General features: G+C 35.3%; 16 protein-coding genes and 1 pseudogene. 9 read left to right on the top strand and 8 right to left on the bottom strand.

Features of this window, described 5'->3' with window-relative positions; translation table 11 throughout:
• Nucleotides 1-32 precede the first annotated feature (32 nt).
• Nucleotides 33-1,250 (bottom strand): ammonium transporter, encoded by a 1,218-nt coding sequence (locus tag CINF_RS01230; RefSeq protein WP_179975446.1) that lies wholly within the window; start codon nt 1,248-1,250, stop codon nt 33-35.
• 234 nt (nt 1,251-1,484) lie between these two features.
• Between CINF_RS01230 and obgE the strand changes: the two genes are divergently transcribed.
• The 6 genes from obgE (at nt 1,485) to CINF_RS01200 (ending at nt 5,588) form a co-directional block, all read left to right on the top strand.
• Nucleotides 1,485-2,561 carry a GTPase ObgE gene (gene obgE, locus CINF_RS01225; RefSeq protein WP_179975445.1) on the top strand — a complete coding sequence of 359 codons (1,077 nt, stop codon included), beginning with the start codon at nt 1,485-1,487 and terminating at the stop codon, nt 2,559-2,561.
• A 95-nt stretch (nt 2,562-2,656) separates the two neighbouring features.
• On the top strand, nt 2,657-3,070 hold the full coding sequence (gene ndk / locus CINF_RS01220; protein WP_178696932.1) for a nucleoside-diphosphate kinase: 414 nt from the start codon (nt 2,657-2,659) through the stop codon (nt 3,068-3,070).
• Entirely contained in the window at nt 3,064-3,432 is a 369-nt protein-coding gene (locus tag CINF_RS01215; protein ID WP_240156138.1) for a hypothetical protein, read from the top strand. The genes ndk and CINF_RS01215 overlap by 7 nt, the downstream gene beginning before the upstream one ends.
• A gap of 1 nt (nt 3,433) precedes the next feature.
• Nucleotides 3,434-3,583: a 50S ribosomal protein L32 gene (gene rpmF / locus CINF_RS01210; protein WP_179975444.1), complete on the top strand. Its 150-nt coding sequence runs from the start codon at nt 3,434-3,436 to the stop codon at nt 3,581-3,583.
• 2 nt (nt 3,584-3,585) lie between these two features.
• The gene (gene plsX / locus CINF_RS01205) at nt 3,586-4,599 is read left to right on the top strand and encodes a phosphate acyltransferase PlsX (RefSeq protein ID WP_179975443.1); all 1,014 of its coding nucleotides are present in this window, start codon (nt 3,586-3,588) and stop codon (nt 4,597-4,599) included.
• Nucleotides 4,596-5,588: a beta-ketoacyl-ACP synthase III gene (locus CINF_RS01200; protein ID WP_178696930.1), complete on the top strand. Its 993-nt coding sequence runs from the start codon at nt 4,596-4,598 to the stop codon at nt 5,586-5,588. Before plsX ends, CINF_RS01200 begins: the two co-directional genes overlap by 4 nt.
• Nucleotides 5,589-5,863: 275 nt before the next feature.
• Here the strand turns inward: CINF_RS01200 and CINF_RS01195 are convergent, their stop codons facing one another.
• Nucleotides 5,864-6,979: a glycosyltransferase family 9 protein gene (locus CINF_RS01195; RefSeq protein WP_179975442.1), complete on the bottom strand. Its 1,116-nt coding sequence runs from the start codon at nt 6,977-6,979 to the stop codon at nt 5,864-5,866.
• Nucleotides 6,980-7,018: 39 nt separating this feature from the next.
• On the opposite strand from CINF_RS01195, the gene CINF_RS01190 reads away from it, so the two are divergent.
• Nucleotides 7,019-8,176, top strand: a complete 1,158-nt coding sequence (locus tag CINF_RS01190) for a glycosyltransferase family 9 protein (RefSeq protein WP_179975441.1) — start codon at nt 7,019-7,021, stop codon at nt 8,174-8,176.
• Here the strand turns inward: CINF_RS01190 and CINF_RS01185 are convergent.
• Nucleotides 8,148-9,767, bottom strand: coding sequence for a type ISP restriction/modification enzyme (locus CINF_RS01185; RefSeq protein ID WP_179975440.1), 1,620 nt, complete (start codon nt 9,765-9,767; stop codon nt 8,148-8,150). The genes CINF_RS01190 and CINF_RS01185 overlap by 29 nt on opposite strands.
• A 235-nt stretch (nt 9,768-10,002) precedes the next feature.
• On the opposite strand from CINF_RS01185, the gene nrfH reads away from it, so the two are divergent.
• Complete coding sequence (gene nrfH, locus CINF_RS01180) at nt 10,003-10,503, top strand: cytochrome c nitrite reductase small subunit (protein WP_179975439.1); 501 nt, start codon at nt 10,003-10,005, stop codon at nt 10,501-10,503.
• A gap of 28 nt (nt 10,504-10,531) precedes the next feature.
• Complete coding sequence (locus CINF_RS01175; protein ID WP_179975438.1) at nt 10,532-12,403, top strand: ammonia-forming cytochrome c nitrite reductase subunit c552; 1,872 nt, start codon at nt 10,532-10,534, stop codon at nt 12,401-12,403.
• 497 nt (nt 12,404-12,900) lie between these two features.
• Here CINF_RS01175 and CINF_RS01170 read toward each other — a convergent pair whose 3' ends face one another.
• From CINF_RS01170 to fliW (CINF_RS01150), 5 genes and pseudogenes are all read right to left on the bottom strand, one after another.
• Nucleotides 12,901-13,377 carry a hypothetical protein gene (locus CINF_RS01170; protein WP_179975437.1) on the bottom strand — a complete coding sequence of 159 codons (477 nt, stop codon included), beginning with the start codon at nt 13,375-13,377 and terminating at the stop codon, nt 12,901-12,903.
• Complete coding sequence (locus CINF_RS01165; protein WP_179975436.1) at nt 13,374-14,399, bottom strand: pilus assembly FimT family protein; 1,026 nt, start codon at nt 14,397-14,399, stop codon at nt 13,374-13,376. The genes CINF_RS01170 and CINF_RS01165 overlap by 4 nt, the downstream gene beginning before the upstream one ends.
• Nucleotides 14,400-14,407: 8 nt before the next feature.
• Nucleotides 14,408-15,127, bottom strand: a complete 720-nt coding sequence (locus CINF_RS01160; RefSeq protein WP_179975435.1) for a type II secretion system protein — start codon at nt 15,125-15,127, stop codon at nt 14,408-14,410.
• 1 nt (nt 15,128) lies between these two features.
• Nucleotides 15,129-15,521 carry a flagellar assembly protein FliW gene (gene fliW, locus CINF_RS01155; protein ID WP_420808769.1) on the bottom strand — a complete coding sequence of 131 codons (393 nt, stop codon included), beginning with the start codon at nt 15,519-15,521 and terminating at the stop codon, nt 15,129-15,131.
• Between the two features lie 24 nt (nt 15,522-15,545).
• Nucleotides 15,546-15,929 (bottom strand): annotated as a pseudogene (gene fliW, locus CINF_RS01150) (flagellar assembly protein FliW); the annotation flags it as partial.
• Nucleotides 15,930-15,940 lie beyond the last annotated feature (11 nt).

The following is a 15,940-nucleotide window of genomic DNA, read 5'->3' as shown; positions in this document are numbered from 1 at the left end:
AAATTTAACGCGCACGCTTATTTTAATTTAATTTATTTTTGATAAGCACTTTCTCCATGCAAACTTGCATCAAGCCCGATGCTTTCATGCTCGCTATCTACGCGAAGTGGCGTAAAAAATGAAATTATCTTAAAAATTATATAACTAATAATAGCTGAAATACCAAAACAAACAAGCACTCCAAGTATTTGCTCGATCAATAAATGAAAATTATAGTCTATAAATAAGCCCTCAAACTCTATATTTGGATTGACACTTTTACTAGCAAAAAGTCCAACGCACAACGCTCCCCACATACCTCCAAAGCCATGTAATGAAAAAGCGTCCAAAGAATCATCTAGTTTAAGTTTATATTTAATTATAATTAAACCCCAAAAGCAAATTATAGCTGTGCTAGCACCGATTATAATGCTAGATCCTATGCTTACATACCCGCATCCTGGCGTAATCCCAACTAAACCAGCCACCAAACCACTAAGCGATCCTAAAATACTAGGTTTTTGCTTATTTAAAATTTCTAAACAAATCCAAGCTATATAACCGCTTGATGCCGCAATAATCGTAACTACAAAGGCATTAACTGCTATTTCATCTACCTTGCCAGCACTGCCTGCGTTAAAACCTAACCAGCCAATAAAAAGCAAAATTCCGCCCAAAAAAGCATAAGGTATAGAGTGGGCTTGCTCGTTACTACTTGGCATTTCTTTTCTAGCACCAACCATCAAAACACCGATCAAACCAGCTGTGCCTGCGCTAATATGCACCACTCCGCCACCAGCAAAATCAAGCCCGCCACGCATTAATAAAAATCCGCGCTCATCCCAAATCATATGAGCTAAACTATCATAAACAAAAATGCTCCAAAACACTAAAAATAGTGCCAAAACACCAAGTTTAATGCGCCCAACTAACGAACCTGTAATAATCGCACTAGCAATCAACGCAAACATCATTTGATAAATCACATATAAAATTTGTGGCACGCCGTTAGCATTTACGCCTTTTACATCATTTAAAAACACAGCCGAAAAATCGCCTATAATGCCAAAATAATCGCCACCATAAGCCAAAGAAAAGCCAAAAAATATCCAAGCAAAAGAAACTAAACCAAAAACTATAAAACAATTCATTATAGTATTTAGTGCATTTTTAGCTTGAACTAAACCAGAGTAAAACATCGCCAAAGACGGAGTCATTAGCAAAACCAAAAGTGCGCAAAGCATTATAAATAAAGTATTTGCGACATCCATTTCAACCTCCTATTTAAAATTTGTGGCGAATAATAATAAAATCTCTATAAATTTTTTCTTAATTAAGAAAAATTTAATATATTTTTTATGAGCTTATTTAAAATTAACTAAATAAAAAGCTTTTATTCGTGATTATTTAATGTTTTTATTTTAAATATTTAAAATTTATATTAAGCAAAATTCTAAGCTTGTTTAATTATCTTTGCTATAATCAGCAAAAATCAAAGGTGTAAAATGTTTGTAGATAGCGTGAAATTTGAAATTCGCTCAGGCAAAGGCGGGGCTGGCTCAAAAAGTTTTAGAAGAGAAAAATTTGTAGAGCTTGGAGGTCCTGATGGCGGAGATGGCGGAGATGGCGGGAGCGTGTATTTTGAATGCTCACTCAATACTCACACCCTAGAAAATTATAAAGGCAAAAGGCTTTTAAAAGCCCAAGATGGTTTTGATGGTAGCGGACGCAAAAAACACGGCAAAAATGGCCAAGATTTAATCTTAATCGTCCCGCCAGGCACCGCTGTAATCGATGATGAAAATGGCGAGGTTTTACTTGATTTAACAAAAGATAAAGAGCGCAAAATTTTACTAAAAGGCGGTAAAGGCGGACTTGGAAATTTTCACTTTAAAAACTCAATCAATCAAGCCCCAAGCTACGCCCAGCCAGGCCTTCTAGGCCAAAGCTTAGTAATTAGATTAGAGCTAAAATTAATAGCTGATGTGGGTTTAGTGGGCTTTCCAAATGTCGGTAAAAGCACGCTAATTTCTTGCATTTCAAACGCTAGGCCACAAATTGCAAATTATGAATTTACAACACTTACACCAAAATTAGGCCAAGTTAGCGTAGATGAGTTTAGTGGTTTTGTAATGGCTGATATCCCGGGCATAATTCGTGGCGCAAGTAGTGGAAAAGGCCTTGGGATCGAGTTTTTAAAGCATATTGAACGCACTAAAATTTTACTTTTTATGCTTGATTTAGCGCGCGAAGATTTAAATATATTAGAACAATTTAATGCTTTAAGAGATGAAATAAACGCATTCTCGCCTATTTTAGCCTCAAAAGAATACGCCATAGCACTAACGCGCTCTGATACTTGCGAAAAAAACGCGCTAATTTCAAGCTTTAATGATTTTTCTAAGCCTTTCAAGCAAATTTTAACAACACAAAAAAATAATTTATTTTTAACAAGCGATTTTACAGAGCCTTTAAATAACGCTCCACGCTTTATTATCGCCATTTCAAGCCCTACAAAAGAAAATATAAATGAATTAAAATTTGCCCTTTGGCAAATGTTACAAACAAATATAAAATTTTAATAATTTAAGTAGCGAGTTAAAAATTTTAAATTTTATAAAACTTTAACTTTTGCTTGGATATAATCCGCCCCTTAAATTTTTCTAAGGACAAGAAAATGGAGCAAACGCTTTCTATCATTAAGCCAGATGCCGTGAAAAAAGGCGTTATAGGCAAGATTATTAGCCGATTTGAAGATAACGGCCTATGCGTAAGAGCAGCTAAAAAATTACAATTAAGCACAGATGATGCTAAGAAATTTTATGAAGTTCATAAAGATCGCCCTTTTTATGGTGATTTAGTAGAGTTTATGACTAGCGGCCCTGTTGTAGTAATGGTGCTTGAAGGTGCTAATGCCGTAGCTAAAAATAGAGAGCTAATGGGCGCTACTGATCCTAAAAAGGCCGATAAAGGCACAATCCGCGCTGATTTTGCTGATAGCATAGATGCAAATGCCGTTCATGGTAGCGATAGCCTAGAAAATGCTAAAATCGAAATAGCCTTTTTCTTTGCTAAAAGGGAGCTTTGCTGAAAATCGCATTTACTAAAATCACCACAAAAGAGCAGTATTGCGAGCTTGCTTATGAGGGCTTGATACTAAAAGGCAACTTAAAACGCAAAAGCGATAATATTGTGCTTTTTAAAGCAAACTTAAATGGCATATTAGCCCATAAATGCGATTCTTGCGGTGATGATATAAATATAAATGTTAATGAAAATTTAGAGCTTATTTTAAGCGATGGTGCTTTTAAAGATGAGCTAGGCGAGCTAAGCGATGCTGTGGAGTTTTTTGATGGTTTCATAGATCTTAGCGAGCTAGCAAATAGCGAAATACAAAGCTTTAAAAGCGATTACTTTTATTGTAAAAATTGCAAAAACAACAAAGGAGAATAAAATGGAAGTTCCAAAAAGAAGAGTTAGCCACACGCGTGCTGCAAAGCGCAGAACACATTATAAGGTAATTTTACCAATGCCTGTAAAAGATAAAGACGGCACTTGGAAAATGCCACACCGCATAAATCCAACCACTGGACAATATAAATAACAATGCCACGCATAGCAATAGATGCTATGGGCGGGGATTTTGGCCCCGAACCAATAGTAAATGGCGTTTTACAAGCCTTAAAACAAGCTGAATTTCACGCTATTTTAGTAGGTGATGAAGATAAAATTCGCCCACTAATACCAAAAAAAGCGTTAAAAAATATAAGCTTTGAGCCAGCAAGCGATGTTTTTGATATGGCAGAGCAAGCCACAGAGGCACTAAAACGCAAGCAAAGCTCAATATATATAGCCACAGAATTAGTGCGCGAAAATAAAGCCGATGCGCTAGTATCAGCAGGACATAGCGGAGCTACAATGAGTCTTGCTACCTTACGCATTGGACGCCTTAATGGTGTATCTCGTCCGCCTATTGCTACGCTTATGCCTACTACTAAACGGGGTAAATTGACCTTAGTTTTAGATGTGGGCGCAAATGTAGATTGTAAGGCTGAGCATTTATTTGAGTTTGCGATTATGGGCGAGGCTTATGCAAAAGAAATTTTACATATAAACAAGCCAAGAATAGGACTTCTAAGCAATGGCGAAGAAGATTGTAAAGGCAACGAAGCTGTAAAAGCTACATTTTCAATGCTAAAAAGCACGCCAAATTTTATAGGCAATGTAGAAGGCAATCAAATCTTTGATGCAAGCGTAGATGTGATAGTTTGTGATGGTTTTGTCGGTAATATTTTATTAAAAACCAGTGAGGGCTTAGCTTCAAGCATAGGCAAGATAATTAAAAGAAATATCAAAGAATCCGCTCTTGCTACTATCGCAGCTGTATTTTTAAAGCGAGCATTTAAGCGTTTAAAGGCTGATATTGACTACGATGAATACGGCGGCGCTCCGCTTTTAGGTGTGAAAAAATGCACCATAATAAGCCACGGCAAATCTAGCCCAAAAGCTATTAAAAATGCGATTTTTCAAGCAATAAAATTTTCAAATTCCAATATAAACGCTGTCATAGAAAACAGCCTTGAAGAATACGCCAAATTAAATTTTCAAGAAAATCAATGAAAAAAGCAACACTAAAATCAATCGCATCTTATATCCCTGAAAAAATTCTAAGCAATTTTGACTTAGAAAAAATGGTAGAAACAAATAACGATTGGATAATAAAGCGCACCGGTATCAAAACCCGCCACATAGCCAAAGATAACGAATACACAAGCGATATGGCAACAAAGGCGGCGAAATTAGCCATAGAGCGCGCAAATCTAAGCACAAAAGATATCGATGCTATTATTTGTGCGACTATTTCGCCTGATTATTTTTGTATGCCATCAACCGCAAACATAATAAGCAAAAACCTTGAAATAACCGGTATTATGAGCTTTGATATACAAGCGGCTTGCTCTGGCTTTTTATACGCGCTTAATATCGCAAAATCCCTGATAGAAAGTGGCACAAAACGCAATGTTTTAATCATTGGAGCCGAAAAACTAAGTAGCATAATTGATTGGAGCGATCGCTCTACTTGCGTGCTTTTTGGCGATGGTGCTGGCGCTGGCGTAGTAAGCGTAGCTGAGGATAACAACACCATAATAGATGTAAATGTCGGCAGCGATGGCTTTAAGGGCGATTTATTGATTACGCCTGGTTTTGCTGGGCGTTACCCAGCCACTGATGAAAATATACAAAATAAACAAAATTATGTAAAAATGATGGGTAATGAAGTCTTTAAAATAGCGGTAAATACGCTAATGGACGAAGCTTCTAATATAATAGAAAAAAACAATCTACAAGCTGAGGATATTGATTTATTCATACCTCATCAAGCAAATTTACGCATCATCACAGCAGTTCAAGAACGCCTTGGGTTAAGCGATGAGCAATGCTTTACAACAGTAGAAAAATACGGCAACACAAGCGCAGCTAGTATCCCTATGGCAATGAATGACGCCTACGAACAAGGCAGATTAAAACAAGGCAATTTATGCTTGCTTGATGCTTTTGGCGGCGGCTTTACATGGGGTGCTGCCCTGCTTAGATTTGGTGGCAAATAACGCTTATTTCATATTCTAAGGACTAATTTTTAGCGCAGGGCTTAAAGCTAAATGCGCTTTAAAAGATTAATTTAAACCTAAATTTTGAAATTTAAAGCAAGTTTTTTGACTTGATTTTAAAATTTGCTTAAATTTGATTTTTCAAAATACAATAATTAAATATGCGCTCTAAGTTTAATTTTAAATTAAACCTCATATTAGCGCGCCCTTTGCGCTTTAATATATAATAGGTTAAAGCAAAGACATTAGCAAATATAATTAAACCAAAATAAATTTCAAAGCCATTTTTTACAAAGCTCATACACTTCTTGCGCGTTTATTTGTAGCATACATTTTTGGTATTTGCAATTTTTGCCAACACAAGGCGCGCAAGTGCGTGGCTTTTTGATAAAAAAATGCAAATTTTCATCATAATTTGGCATAGAAGCTAATGGCTCAGCCACCGCAAACAGCGTAATGCTTGGCGTTTTTAATGCCACTGCTATGTGAAATGGGCCAGTATCTGCGCTGATGAATAAATCAAGCCCGCCTATTAGCCTAGCAGCCCCATTTAAGCTAAACTCCCCGCTAGCATCGCAAACGCGTTTTATAAGCTCTTTTTGCTCTAATTTTGCCAAAAGCTCTTGTTTAAAATTTAAAGCAAGCTTTTTTTCATTTGGCGCGCCAGTTAAGATAATAACGATATTTTCGTGCTTTAAAAGCATCAAAGCAAGCTCAACCCATCTAAAAATAAACCACTGCCTAGAAAGATTACTAGCGCCTAAATTAAAACCTATAAAAAAAGCGCCATGTTTAAAGCAAAGCTCGTTTTTTAGGGATTGTAACCAAAGCAAAGCATCTTTTTTATCGTTATTTTGTAAAAAAAGCTCCAAGCGCGAGTTTTTAGTATAAACCCCCAAAAATTCAAGCACCCTTAATCTATTAAGCACCACATATTGTAGCTTTTCAAGCCCCATAGGCGCGTTTGAATGCCAAAAATTAAACTCATTTTTATCATTTGGGAATTTATAGATGTATTCAATCCCAGCAAATACCGCCAGTGGCGTAGCTTGTGGCTCATTTGAATGCAAAAGTAAAGCCACTTGGCATTTTCTTTTTTTTAGCTCTTTTAAAATTTTAAAAAACCCGCGCCAACGCCCATCGTATAATAAAATTTCATCTATATTTGGATTTGTGGCAAATAAGCTGGCGTTTTTAGGGTTTAAAATCGCTGTGATTTTGCTTTTTGGGTAGGCTTTTTTTAGCTCCCTAAATACTGGCGTGTTAAATAAAGTATCGCCTATTGCGGTATTTGAAAACACGCAAATATGATTTAAATTTTGTGGCGCAAGCCCTTTTATGACACGCTTTTTTCGCATTAAAAATCTAAGTAAAATTATGCTAAGTTTCATTTTTATCCTAATTTGCTACAATATGCCAAAAGGCTTGTGATGTATGTTTTTTATTATTATTTACTTTATCTAGTTCTTGCGATTTTATCTATTTTTCGCAAAAAATCACATAAAATTTTGCTGATACAAACAGCTAAGATCGGCGATTATGCTAATTCTAGCGTGGTTTTTGATCTTGCTAGTAAAAACGCGCCCTTTGATATCGTGCTTGATAAAATAAATCTAGCTTTTAGCGCAAATGATGAACGAATAGAGCGCGTATTTTTGATAAATGACTATAAAAAAGGTCTTAAAAAATTCTTGCTTGCTTTTAAAATTTATAAAAACAATTATCAAAAAATCTATGTTTTAATGCCAAATAATTATAATTTATTTTTGGCTAAATGCGCTTTTGCAAGCGAAGTTTTTTCAATCAGCCATTATAAAAATAGCTCAGCTTTTGTGCTTTTAAGTCGTGGCATTAAGCTTATAAATCACACTAAAAACGATCTAAGCTTGCTTACTTATTTAAAAATGTTTAACGCAGATCTTACAAATTTTAAACAATGCATAAATCAAGCTCAGAATTTAGCCAAAAACAGCAAGGATTTTTTCATAAGCTCTGTAAATTTGCCCTATAAAAAATGCTTACAAAAGCCAGTTTTAATCCCACAAAATTTGCTAAACCTTGATGAAAAAGCCTTTAAAATCGGCATTTCTTTAAGTGCAGGCAATAAAATAAAAACAATCAGCAAGCAAAGCTGGGAGCAAATTTTTAAAATTTTAAAAGAATTTAATGAGGTAAAGATTTATATTTTTGGTGTAGGTGATGAGCTAAAATACCTACAAAACATCAACACATCAGGCTTGGAGCTAGTTTGTTTAATCAATAAAATCCCACTAAACGAACTAGCCTTTTACATAGGCAAAATGCAAGCTTACATAAGCTCAGATACTGGTAATTACTACATCGCAGACACTATGAATGTCCCAAGCATTTGCTTTATGGGGCCTTGTTTTTGTGCTGAGCAAAGAGGCGTAAATAATTCTTTGGTGCTAAAAAGCGATTTGGCTCCATTTACTGCCGTTTTTGATACCATTTATGAGCGCGATGCAAGCGAATATTTTACGCTAAATAACGCACAAATAAAGGCTATAAAGGATTTTTTAAGTTTATTGATAATAAATTTTAAAATTCCGCAAAGCTCACAGCACTAATTTGCCCGGTAAGCTCCAAACTTCTACTAGCTAGGCTTATTAAAATCCCAAAATATTCTTTATCCAATTTTAAGCCTTTTCTAGCTTTTAAATATCTAACAAGCACGCTACCACCGCCAATGCTCCACTGCCAAACATCAATTTTACAAGGATAAAATAAGCTAGAATTTATAAAAATTCCGCCCTTTGCATAAAGCGGATTAGATGAAATTTCATCATTTTTTTCTCTTTTGTATTCAAAATTTACCGCCTTTAAATTTTTTAAAAGTTGAGTATCTATTAGTTTAGAGCCTAAATCGCAAAGCTTTTCAAAGCATTTATCATCTTTTGGCAAAGGCACTCTGGCAAAATCTAGCTTTAATTCGTTTTCGTATTTAGTGCGATAAATTTTATGATTTAGCGTAGCATAAATGTAGCAAAACGCATCTTTTGGGCTGATTTCGCGCCCACAAATTTTGCTTAATTTTTCTAAAAAAAATAAGCCAATATTTGAGCTAGCATTGCCATTTTGATCATACACATAAAGTGGCCAAATAATGCCAGCGCCGGTATTTCCGCCACCTAGCAAGCACCTTTGAGTTAAAATTTCACTAACAAAGCAAAAATCCCACGCCCCGCTTAATTTTGCTTGGCGACTTACATGCAAGGCTAGATTATTACGGCCTAGCAAATGTCGCATTAAAGTTGTTCTTGGGCGCTGTATTTTATTATCATAATAAACATAGCGTAAATCATAAGGTCTATACATAATCTTTTGAACGCTTTTTGGATTAAATGAGCCATAATGCGCGCTGATTTTTGCTTTTAAACCTAGCTCGTCCATAGCCACTAAAAGGCTATCATTGCCACTTTGAATCCCGCTGCCGTGGATATCAAAAATATCAGCTATGCCATAAAATTTACAATAATTTTCGTTTTGTTTGCTGTCGTTATTAAAGAAAAAATATGGCTCGTGCGGATTAATTTTTATAAAATTTTCACTTTTTAGGCTAGCCTTTTGTAAAAACTCTAATTTTCTAGCTCTACTGCCTAAGATATCGCAGCAATAAACATCTGCTAGCTTTTCTAAACTTTTTTGTGGTGATTTTTTCACAAACACGCTAATGCTTGCGCCATTCATCAAAGAAAATGGATTTTCATCTACTGCGCCTTTGGCATCGTATTCGCGTTTTCTCGTGTTGCCATGCAAGTTTAAAATGTAAATTTCATCTAAGTTTTGCATTAGCCAAAATCTAAACGCCCTAGCAGTTGCGTTATCAATAAAGCCGTTATTTGATATAAAAGCTAAAATTCCGCCATCTTTGCTGCTTTCAAAACTATTTAAGGCTTTAAGCACAAAATAAGTGCTTTCATCGCGCAAAACGCGTAAATTACGCTCTATTAGCACTTTATCGCCTCTTTTTATGCAAAATGGAGTCTTGCTTAATGGGCTTACAAAATACTCTCTTGCTTGGGCTAAGAGTTCGTTTATTTCGTCTTTTGGGATTGAAATTTGCTCTGCTTGGATTATTAGGGGATTTTTTGATTTAAAATTTGTATTTTTAAGTTCATTTATGGCGCGCTCTAAAAAATTGCTAGCGATTTTAATCATTATGACTCTTTGTGTTTTTGTGAAATTATAGCGAAGTTTTAAAATTTATTAGTTTTTTAAGTTAATAATATTTTATCTTGTATCACAGATAAATTTTAAAACTAAAAATAAATACTTTTTAAATATCAAAGCAGATATTAAAAAATTTTATACTTTTTATATTGTTTTTATTGACTTTTAGCTAATAATTTATTTAAAATCTGCTCGCAACTTAACTTTTAGAAAGGAGGATAAAGTGCAAGGTAAAACAAATAATTCCACCTTTGCTTGGGTGTTAGTAATTGCTTGTGTTTTGCTCGCTGTTATAGGATACACTCTCCATAACGCTCGCGCAATGTCGTATCTTAGCGATGATAGCTCAGCCTGTAATAACTGCCATGTAATGAATGATGTTTATGCTAGCTGGCAAAAAAGTAGCCACAGCTTAGAAATCAATGGCAAACCGCGTGCTAGCTGTAATGACTGCCACTTGCCGCATGAGTTTATTAGCAAATGGATAGACAAAGCCAGAAGTGGCCTAACACACGCTTATGCCTTTACCTTCAAGCTAGATGATTTGCCACAGCATTTTAGCGCTACTTCCATTAGCAAGGTAAATGTGCAAAATAATTGCGTTCGCTGTCATTTGAAAATGGTAGCTGCTGTGGTAAATCCAACCACTGATGTAAATCACAAAAACTCCCAACTAAGCTGTGTTAAATGCCATCCAAGCGTAGGCCACACACGCGGTTTTTAGATTTACAAATTTTAAGAAAGGACAAAAAATGAAAAAAAATTTAATGGCTATTTTGGCTATTATAGTTTTAATCGGCTTTTTTATGCTAAATAAAGATATTTCAAGCAAAAAAGCACAACCTGACATGGCAGGCGCGATATCAAAAAATATCGTAATGATGAGCGATGATGATCCCCGCTTTGATGTATGGGGCAAAAATTTCCCAGAATATGTAGATATGTATAAAGCAGTAGAAACACAGCCAGAATTTGAAACAGAATTTGGTGGCAATCACGCATATTCTAAGCTTATCCGCTATCCACAACTTAGCGTTCTTTGGGCTGGATATCCGTTTTCAATAGATGCTAATGAAGAGCGCGGGCATTTTTGGATTCAAGTAGATCAAATGGATACAGCAAGAAATAATAAAGAGTTTTTAAATGCTCATGGATTTGCTGGGTTTGGCGGTCAGCCAGCTGCTTGTATGAACTGCCATAGTGGCTGGACTAAATGGCTAGAAAATAACGCCGCAAAAGGCGATAACGCACAAGAAAAATGGATTTCATTTAATAGCACTAAATACTGGACTATGATTAAAAATGTCCCAGCACTTGATGGCATAAAAGAAAACAGCCCAGAACACAGCGGGCCACACGGTGGCAAAAGAATGGGCGTAGCCTGTGCTGATTGCCATGTGCCAAATACAATGGAGCTTCGTGTTACGCGCACAGCTTTAATAAACGCTCTTACAAAATGGCGCGGTTATGAAAAAGATGAAATTACAGGCGTAAAAGCCACAAGAGCGCAAATGCGAACCTTAGTGTGCCAACAATGCCATGTGGAGTATTATTTCCGCCCAACCGGCTCAAAAATCCAAGCAATCGGCGAAAGCATAGCAAATGATCCTAGCAAAAAATGGGCAAACGGCACGCAAAAAACCTATGATGAGTTTGATAGCTGGCGCGATGGAAATCAAGCCACCACCATACAAACCGCTGGCATTGAGCTAGTTTTCCCTTGGAAACAATGGGAGCCAAAAAAACCATTTAGAATAGAAATGTTTGATGAATATTATGATGAGCAAGCAACTCGCTCAATCTTCCCGCAAGATTGGTCACATAAACTCACAAAAGCACCAATGCTTAAAATCCAGCACCCTGAAAGCGAGATGTATTCAAGCTCAGTTCATGCTGCAAATGGCGTAAGTTGTGCTGATTGCCATATGCCTTATATAAGAAAAGGTTCAAGCAAAATGACAAATCATAATATTACATCACCGCTAAAAGATATAAATGCTGCTTGTAAAAGTTGCCACACTCAAAGCGAAAGTTATTTAAAAGCCCAAATAAGCGATATTCAAAAATCAATAGCCTTTGATTTACGCTCAGTAGAATACGCCACGGTAAGCTTAATAAATGATATCCAAGATATGCGTCAAAGACTTGCTAAATTGCCTAAATTTCAAACTAATGGCAAGGCTGATGATAAAAAAATCTCTGCTGAATTAGCTGAAATTTTAGAATTACACAGAAAAGGCCAAATGAGAGGCGACTTTATAGGTGCTGAAAACTCCACAGGCTTTCACAGCCCGCGCGAAGCTAGCCGTATATTGCTACAAGCTATGGATATGATTAGAACAGGGCAAGCCAAGCTAATGGGAGTTGCGCTAAAATATGGATTTAAGGATTATAAAACTAGCGATTTAGGCTTTAAAGATATTCAAAAGCTAAATCCTGGCGATATAAAATACAAAGTAAATACCAACGATGCGCGCCAAGCCACAGGCAAAAACCATAAAGCAGGCGATCGCTATTATGAGCATTCAAACATAAATGACGCCCCAAGTCAAAAATTGCTTGATTTAGATAAGGCAAATAAACCTTATGATCATAAAGCAATAGATCCTAAGGTGGATTTATAATATAAAAGCGGATTTGTAGCCTAGCGCAAATCCGCGCTAATTTTGCTTACATTTAAATTTTAATTCTCCATTCTTATAAATTTTACTGATTAAAATTTTAAAGCTTGCGTTTTTGAAATTGTAAAAATCTTGTGATTTTAAAATTTAGAAAATATTGTGGTTTTGAAATTTCAAAATGCTTATGAAATTTTAAATGCTTGCGATTTTAAAATTTTAAACTATTGCGCTTTTAAACTTTTAAAATGCCTATGAAATTTTGATGGCATTGAAAATTAAATATCTTAACCGCCCTTAAAATTTTAAATCTTAAAATTGGCATTAAAAATTTACGCATTTAAATTTTAAACTTTCTTTTATATTTTAAAGATATCTTTTAAAATTATTTGCTCTTTATAAATAAACAATAAATTTTAAAATTTACACAAAACGCGCTTAATAAAATGAGATTATAAAAGAGATAAAATTTATGGCTCTAGCTAATAGCCAAAGCCACAAGATTATGGAATTTGCGTGGTGCTAAATGAATGGGCTACTTCTTCATCGCAATCTGCGCCATTTGTAGTGCTACAAGTGCGCCCTCTAATTATCACCGCTTTTATCTTTTGATTATTGGCGGTGGTGTCTTTTATGATAGATGTACAACCAGCAGTTGTTAATAAATTCTCATCGCCTATATAAGTAATTTTTAGCGTAGATATGAAGGTTATTTTAGCCTCTGCTCCGGTAGGATTAGTAGGTTTTAGGTTTGTTGTTATTTTGTTTATGCATTTGTCTGCCGCGGCAAAATCGGTTTGTTGAATGCGTAAAATGGCATATTCTATCGCGCCTTGGGATAATAATTCGGCTTGCTCGTGCATGTATTGCTTTGTGGTAGTTTGTGCGCCTGCGCTAGATATACTAAAACTTAGCGCACCAATGCTTGCTATTGCTAGTATAAATATAATAGCTAAAATTAAAGAAAAAGCTTTTTTCATTGGACTATCCTAGTTTGACATACTTCGTGTTCTACTCCGCTAAGATCGTTTTTTTCATTATCATAGACGCAAATTTTAAATACTATACCACTGGCAAAATGCGGATCCGCACTTAATGAAGTAAAAGAAAAAGCACTTACATTACGAGCTAAGGTGTAGGTTTGTCCTCGGGCGATTTTATTTTCAGTGGCCTTTAAAACTTCTAATTTTAAAGTCCCAATCTTAGTTTGAATAGGAGCAGTGCCAAGTGTTTGTTTTGTTTCAAAAATAATCTTATTTACTTCTTTTGAAAAAGAATAACGATACAAAGAGCCAGCTCTACTTGGGCGAACCTTATCGCCATTATCTAAATCACAACCATTTCTAGTTATAGTAATTGTGCCAGCCTGATGAGTAGGATATGCTATGCTCCCATTACTACACCCATAAAAAAACGGCTGATTTTTTTCATAATAAGCCTTTAAATATAAATCCTCAGCTTTATTATTTGCTGCATTTTTTGGCTTATAAAATATAGCTGAATCGTCATTAAAAAATATAGTATATTCACCTAAACCATTAAATCTGCTATCATCGCTAGTGATTGTGATGATATCGTTGTATTGATTATTAGCTTTATTAGATGTATCTTTTAAGTTATTGATATATCCGCTTACGCGTGCCTCTGTATAAGGAGAATTATCTTTCCAAGCGGTAAAATCGCGGCGCTCTAATTCATAAGCTTTAAGATAAAAAATAAGATCGCTATCTTGGGCTCCATTTACTGATTTGTATTGAGTGCCACTAAGTGCGGCTGTTGTTTGTGGAATGCGGTGCTTTAACCTAGCTGCTATGATATCTGCTGCTAGGTTTGCTTGGGCTTCTAGGCGCTGAGTTTTTGCTGTCCAATAATAATTATTATACAAAACGCTTAAAATTTCAGAGCCTAGACTGCCTACTATGCCTAAAATCACTATCACTAAAATCAGCTCTATCATAGTAAAAGCTGAAATTAACTTATTTTTTTTGTATTTATTTTTCATAATTTTACCTATTTTGATTCTTCTGAGATATTAAACGCAAAACCATAAAGAATAACATTTTCTATACCGCCGATTTTGCTATTATTATCAAAGCTAGAATTTACATCTACAACCATTACATTTTTTGGGTTATCGCCATTTGCTTTGCTAAGATCAAAGGTTACATTTAATTCTGATTTATTATCGGCATCACCAGCAATATCTAAAAATCTAGCCTTTGCTAGGCTTTTAAATTTTATAAGATTTCTATTGCCAGTGCCTGTGTCTATGCTTCTTTCAACGGCATTTTTTCTATTGTTTAATCCTAATGCATAATTTGCTGAGCCGGGCTTATTTGCTTCGCCTGATTTTCTAGCTAAATTTTCAGCCTTTACAAAATTGCCATCACTATTTACAGCCAAGCTACGAGAAAAATACTGAGTAGCATTTTTATTAAAACGCCTATCTTTACTATCGCAATCTGCATTATCGCCACAATCTACGGTTTTTACAATGCCTGTGTATAGCGTGGCACCACTTTTGCCTGTAAAGCCATTTGCCAAAACGCTATTATAAGGCTCTAATAAAAGCTCATCAATCATTATTCTAGTAGAGGTTACAACCTCTGAAAGAATGGTTTGTTCATTTGCCTTAGTCGTTGCCATAACAATAGGCGGTATGGCGCTAGCACCTATACCTACTACGATTATCGCTAATAGCAATTCTAATAAAGAAATAGCTTTTTTCATTTTATTTGCCTAAAAATTTAGATATTTTTTCAGCCTGGCTATATTCTACATAATCTTTTGGATCTAGCACGATTTGCGCCATTAGATTGTTTCTTGCATTACAAACTATCGGTGCTAAGAAATTTACGCCTGATTCTTCTATGGTTTTATTTAGCATTACCATATTATATACTCTTAGCTCGCTTTTATCGTGGATTTCTAACAAAACTTGGTATGGAGTAGGCACATCAAAGCTATAATCAGGGCGCAAAATGTAAGGATTAATTAAAGTAAAGCTTGTGTTTTTATGCTCATCGTTGCTTTGCTTGCTTTTCATAGTTACAAAAAACTTATCAAGCGGGGTTATTTCTACTTTTGTGATATCTTCAAAGCCTAAAATCGGCCCTTTTACCACATAAACATCTTTATTTACAATCGCACCTATGCGCTCTGCTTGGCCGTATTGTGGATAAAATTTTGGCTCTAAAACTACTTGGCTTAGGGTTTTGTTTTTTACATTACAAACTATCGGCGCTAAGAAATTTACACCTGAATCTTCTATGGTTTTGCTTAACATTACCATATTATAAACCTCTAAGCCACTATTATCGTCTATATCCATCAAAACCTGATAAGGCGTAGGCAACTCAAAATCATAATCAGGGCGAATCACATATGGATTTACTACGGTAAAAGACACAGACTCTTTGCCCTCATCACGCTCTTTTGAGCTAATTTTAAAAAATCCATTTTCAAGCGGTTCAATCTCTACTGTTTTAATATCTTCAAAACCTAAAATCGGGCTTTTAACACTGAAAGTCATCACTCTCTCCT

Source organism: Candidatus Campylobacter infans (assembly GCF_013416015.1).
Taxonomy (GTDB): domain Bacteria; phylum Campylobacterota; class Campylobacteria; order Campylobacterales; family Campylobacteraceae; genus Campylobacter; species Campylobacter infans.
Note: the sequence above shows the minus strand (reverse complement) of the source record. Positions and strands in the feature narration are given on the sequence as shown.

Bases quoted from the DNA above. Each gene is read 5' to 3' on its own strand.
- CINF_RS01160 (WP_179975435.1), bottom strand. From the start codon at position 15,127: ATGAAAAAAGCTATTTCTTTATTAGAATTGCTATTAGCGATAATCGTA.
- CINF_RS01230 (WP_179975446.1), bottom strand. From the start codon at position 1,250: ATGGATGTCGCAAATACTTTATTTATAATGCTTTGCGCACTTTTGGTT.
- plsX (WP_179975443.1), top strand. From the start codon at position 3,586: ATGCCACGCATAGCAATAGATGCTATGGGCGGGGATTTTGGCCCCGAA.
- CINF_RS01185 (WP_179975440.1), bottom strand. From the start codon at position 9,767: ATGATTAAAATCGCTAGCAATTTTTTAGAGCGCGCCATAAATGAACTT.
- CINF_RS01165 (WP_179975436.1), bottom strand. From the start codon at position 14,399: ATGAAAAATAAATACAAAAAAAATAAGTTAATTTCAGCTTTTACTATG.
- ndk (WP_178696932.1), top strand. From the start codon at position 2,657: ATGGAGCAAACGCTTTCTATCATTAAGCCAGATGCCGTGAAAAAAGGC.
- CINF_RS01170 (WP_179975437.1), bottom strand. From the start codon at position 13,377: ATGAAAAAAGCTTTTTCTTTAATTTTAGCTATTATATTTATACTAGCA.
- rpmF (WP_179975444.1), top strand. From the start codon at position 3,434: ATGGAAGTTCCAAAAAGAAGAGTTAGCCACACGCGTGCTGCAAAGCGC.
- obgE (WP_179975445.1), top strand. From the start codon at position 1,485: ATGTTTGTAGATAGCGTGAAATTTGAAATTCGCTCAGGCAAAGGCGGG.
- CINF_RS01195 (WP_179975442.1), bottom strand. From the start codon at position 6,979: ATGAAACTTAGCATAATTTTACTTAGATTTTTAATGCGAAAAAAGCGT.
- CINF_RS01190 (WP_179975441.1), top strand. From the start codon at position 7,019: ATGTATGTTTTTTATTATTATTTACTTTATCTAGTTCTTGCGATTTTA.
- CINF_RS01200 (WP_178696930.1), top strand. From the start codon at position 4,596: ATGAAAAAAGCAACACTAAAATCAATCGCATCTTATATCCCTGAAAAA.
- CINF_RS01175 (WP_179975438.1), top strand. From the start codon at position 10,532: ATGAAAAAAAATTTAATGGCTATTTTGGCTATTATAGTTTTAATCGGC.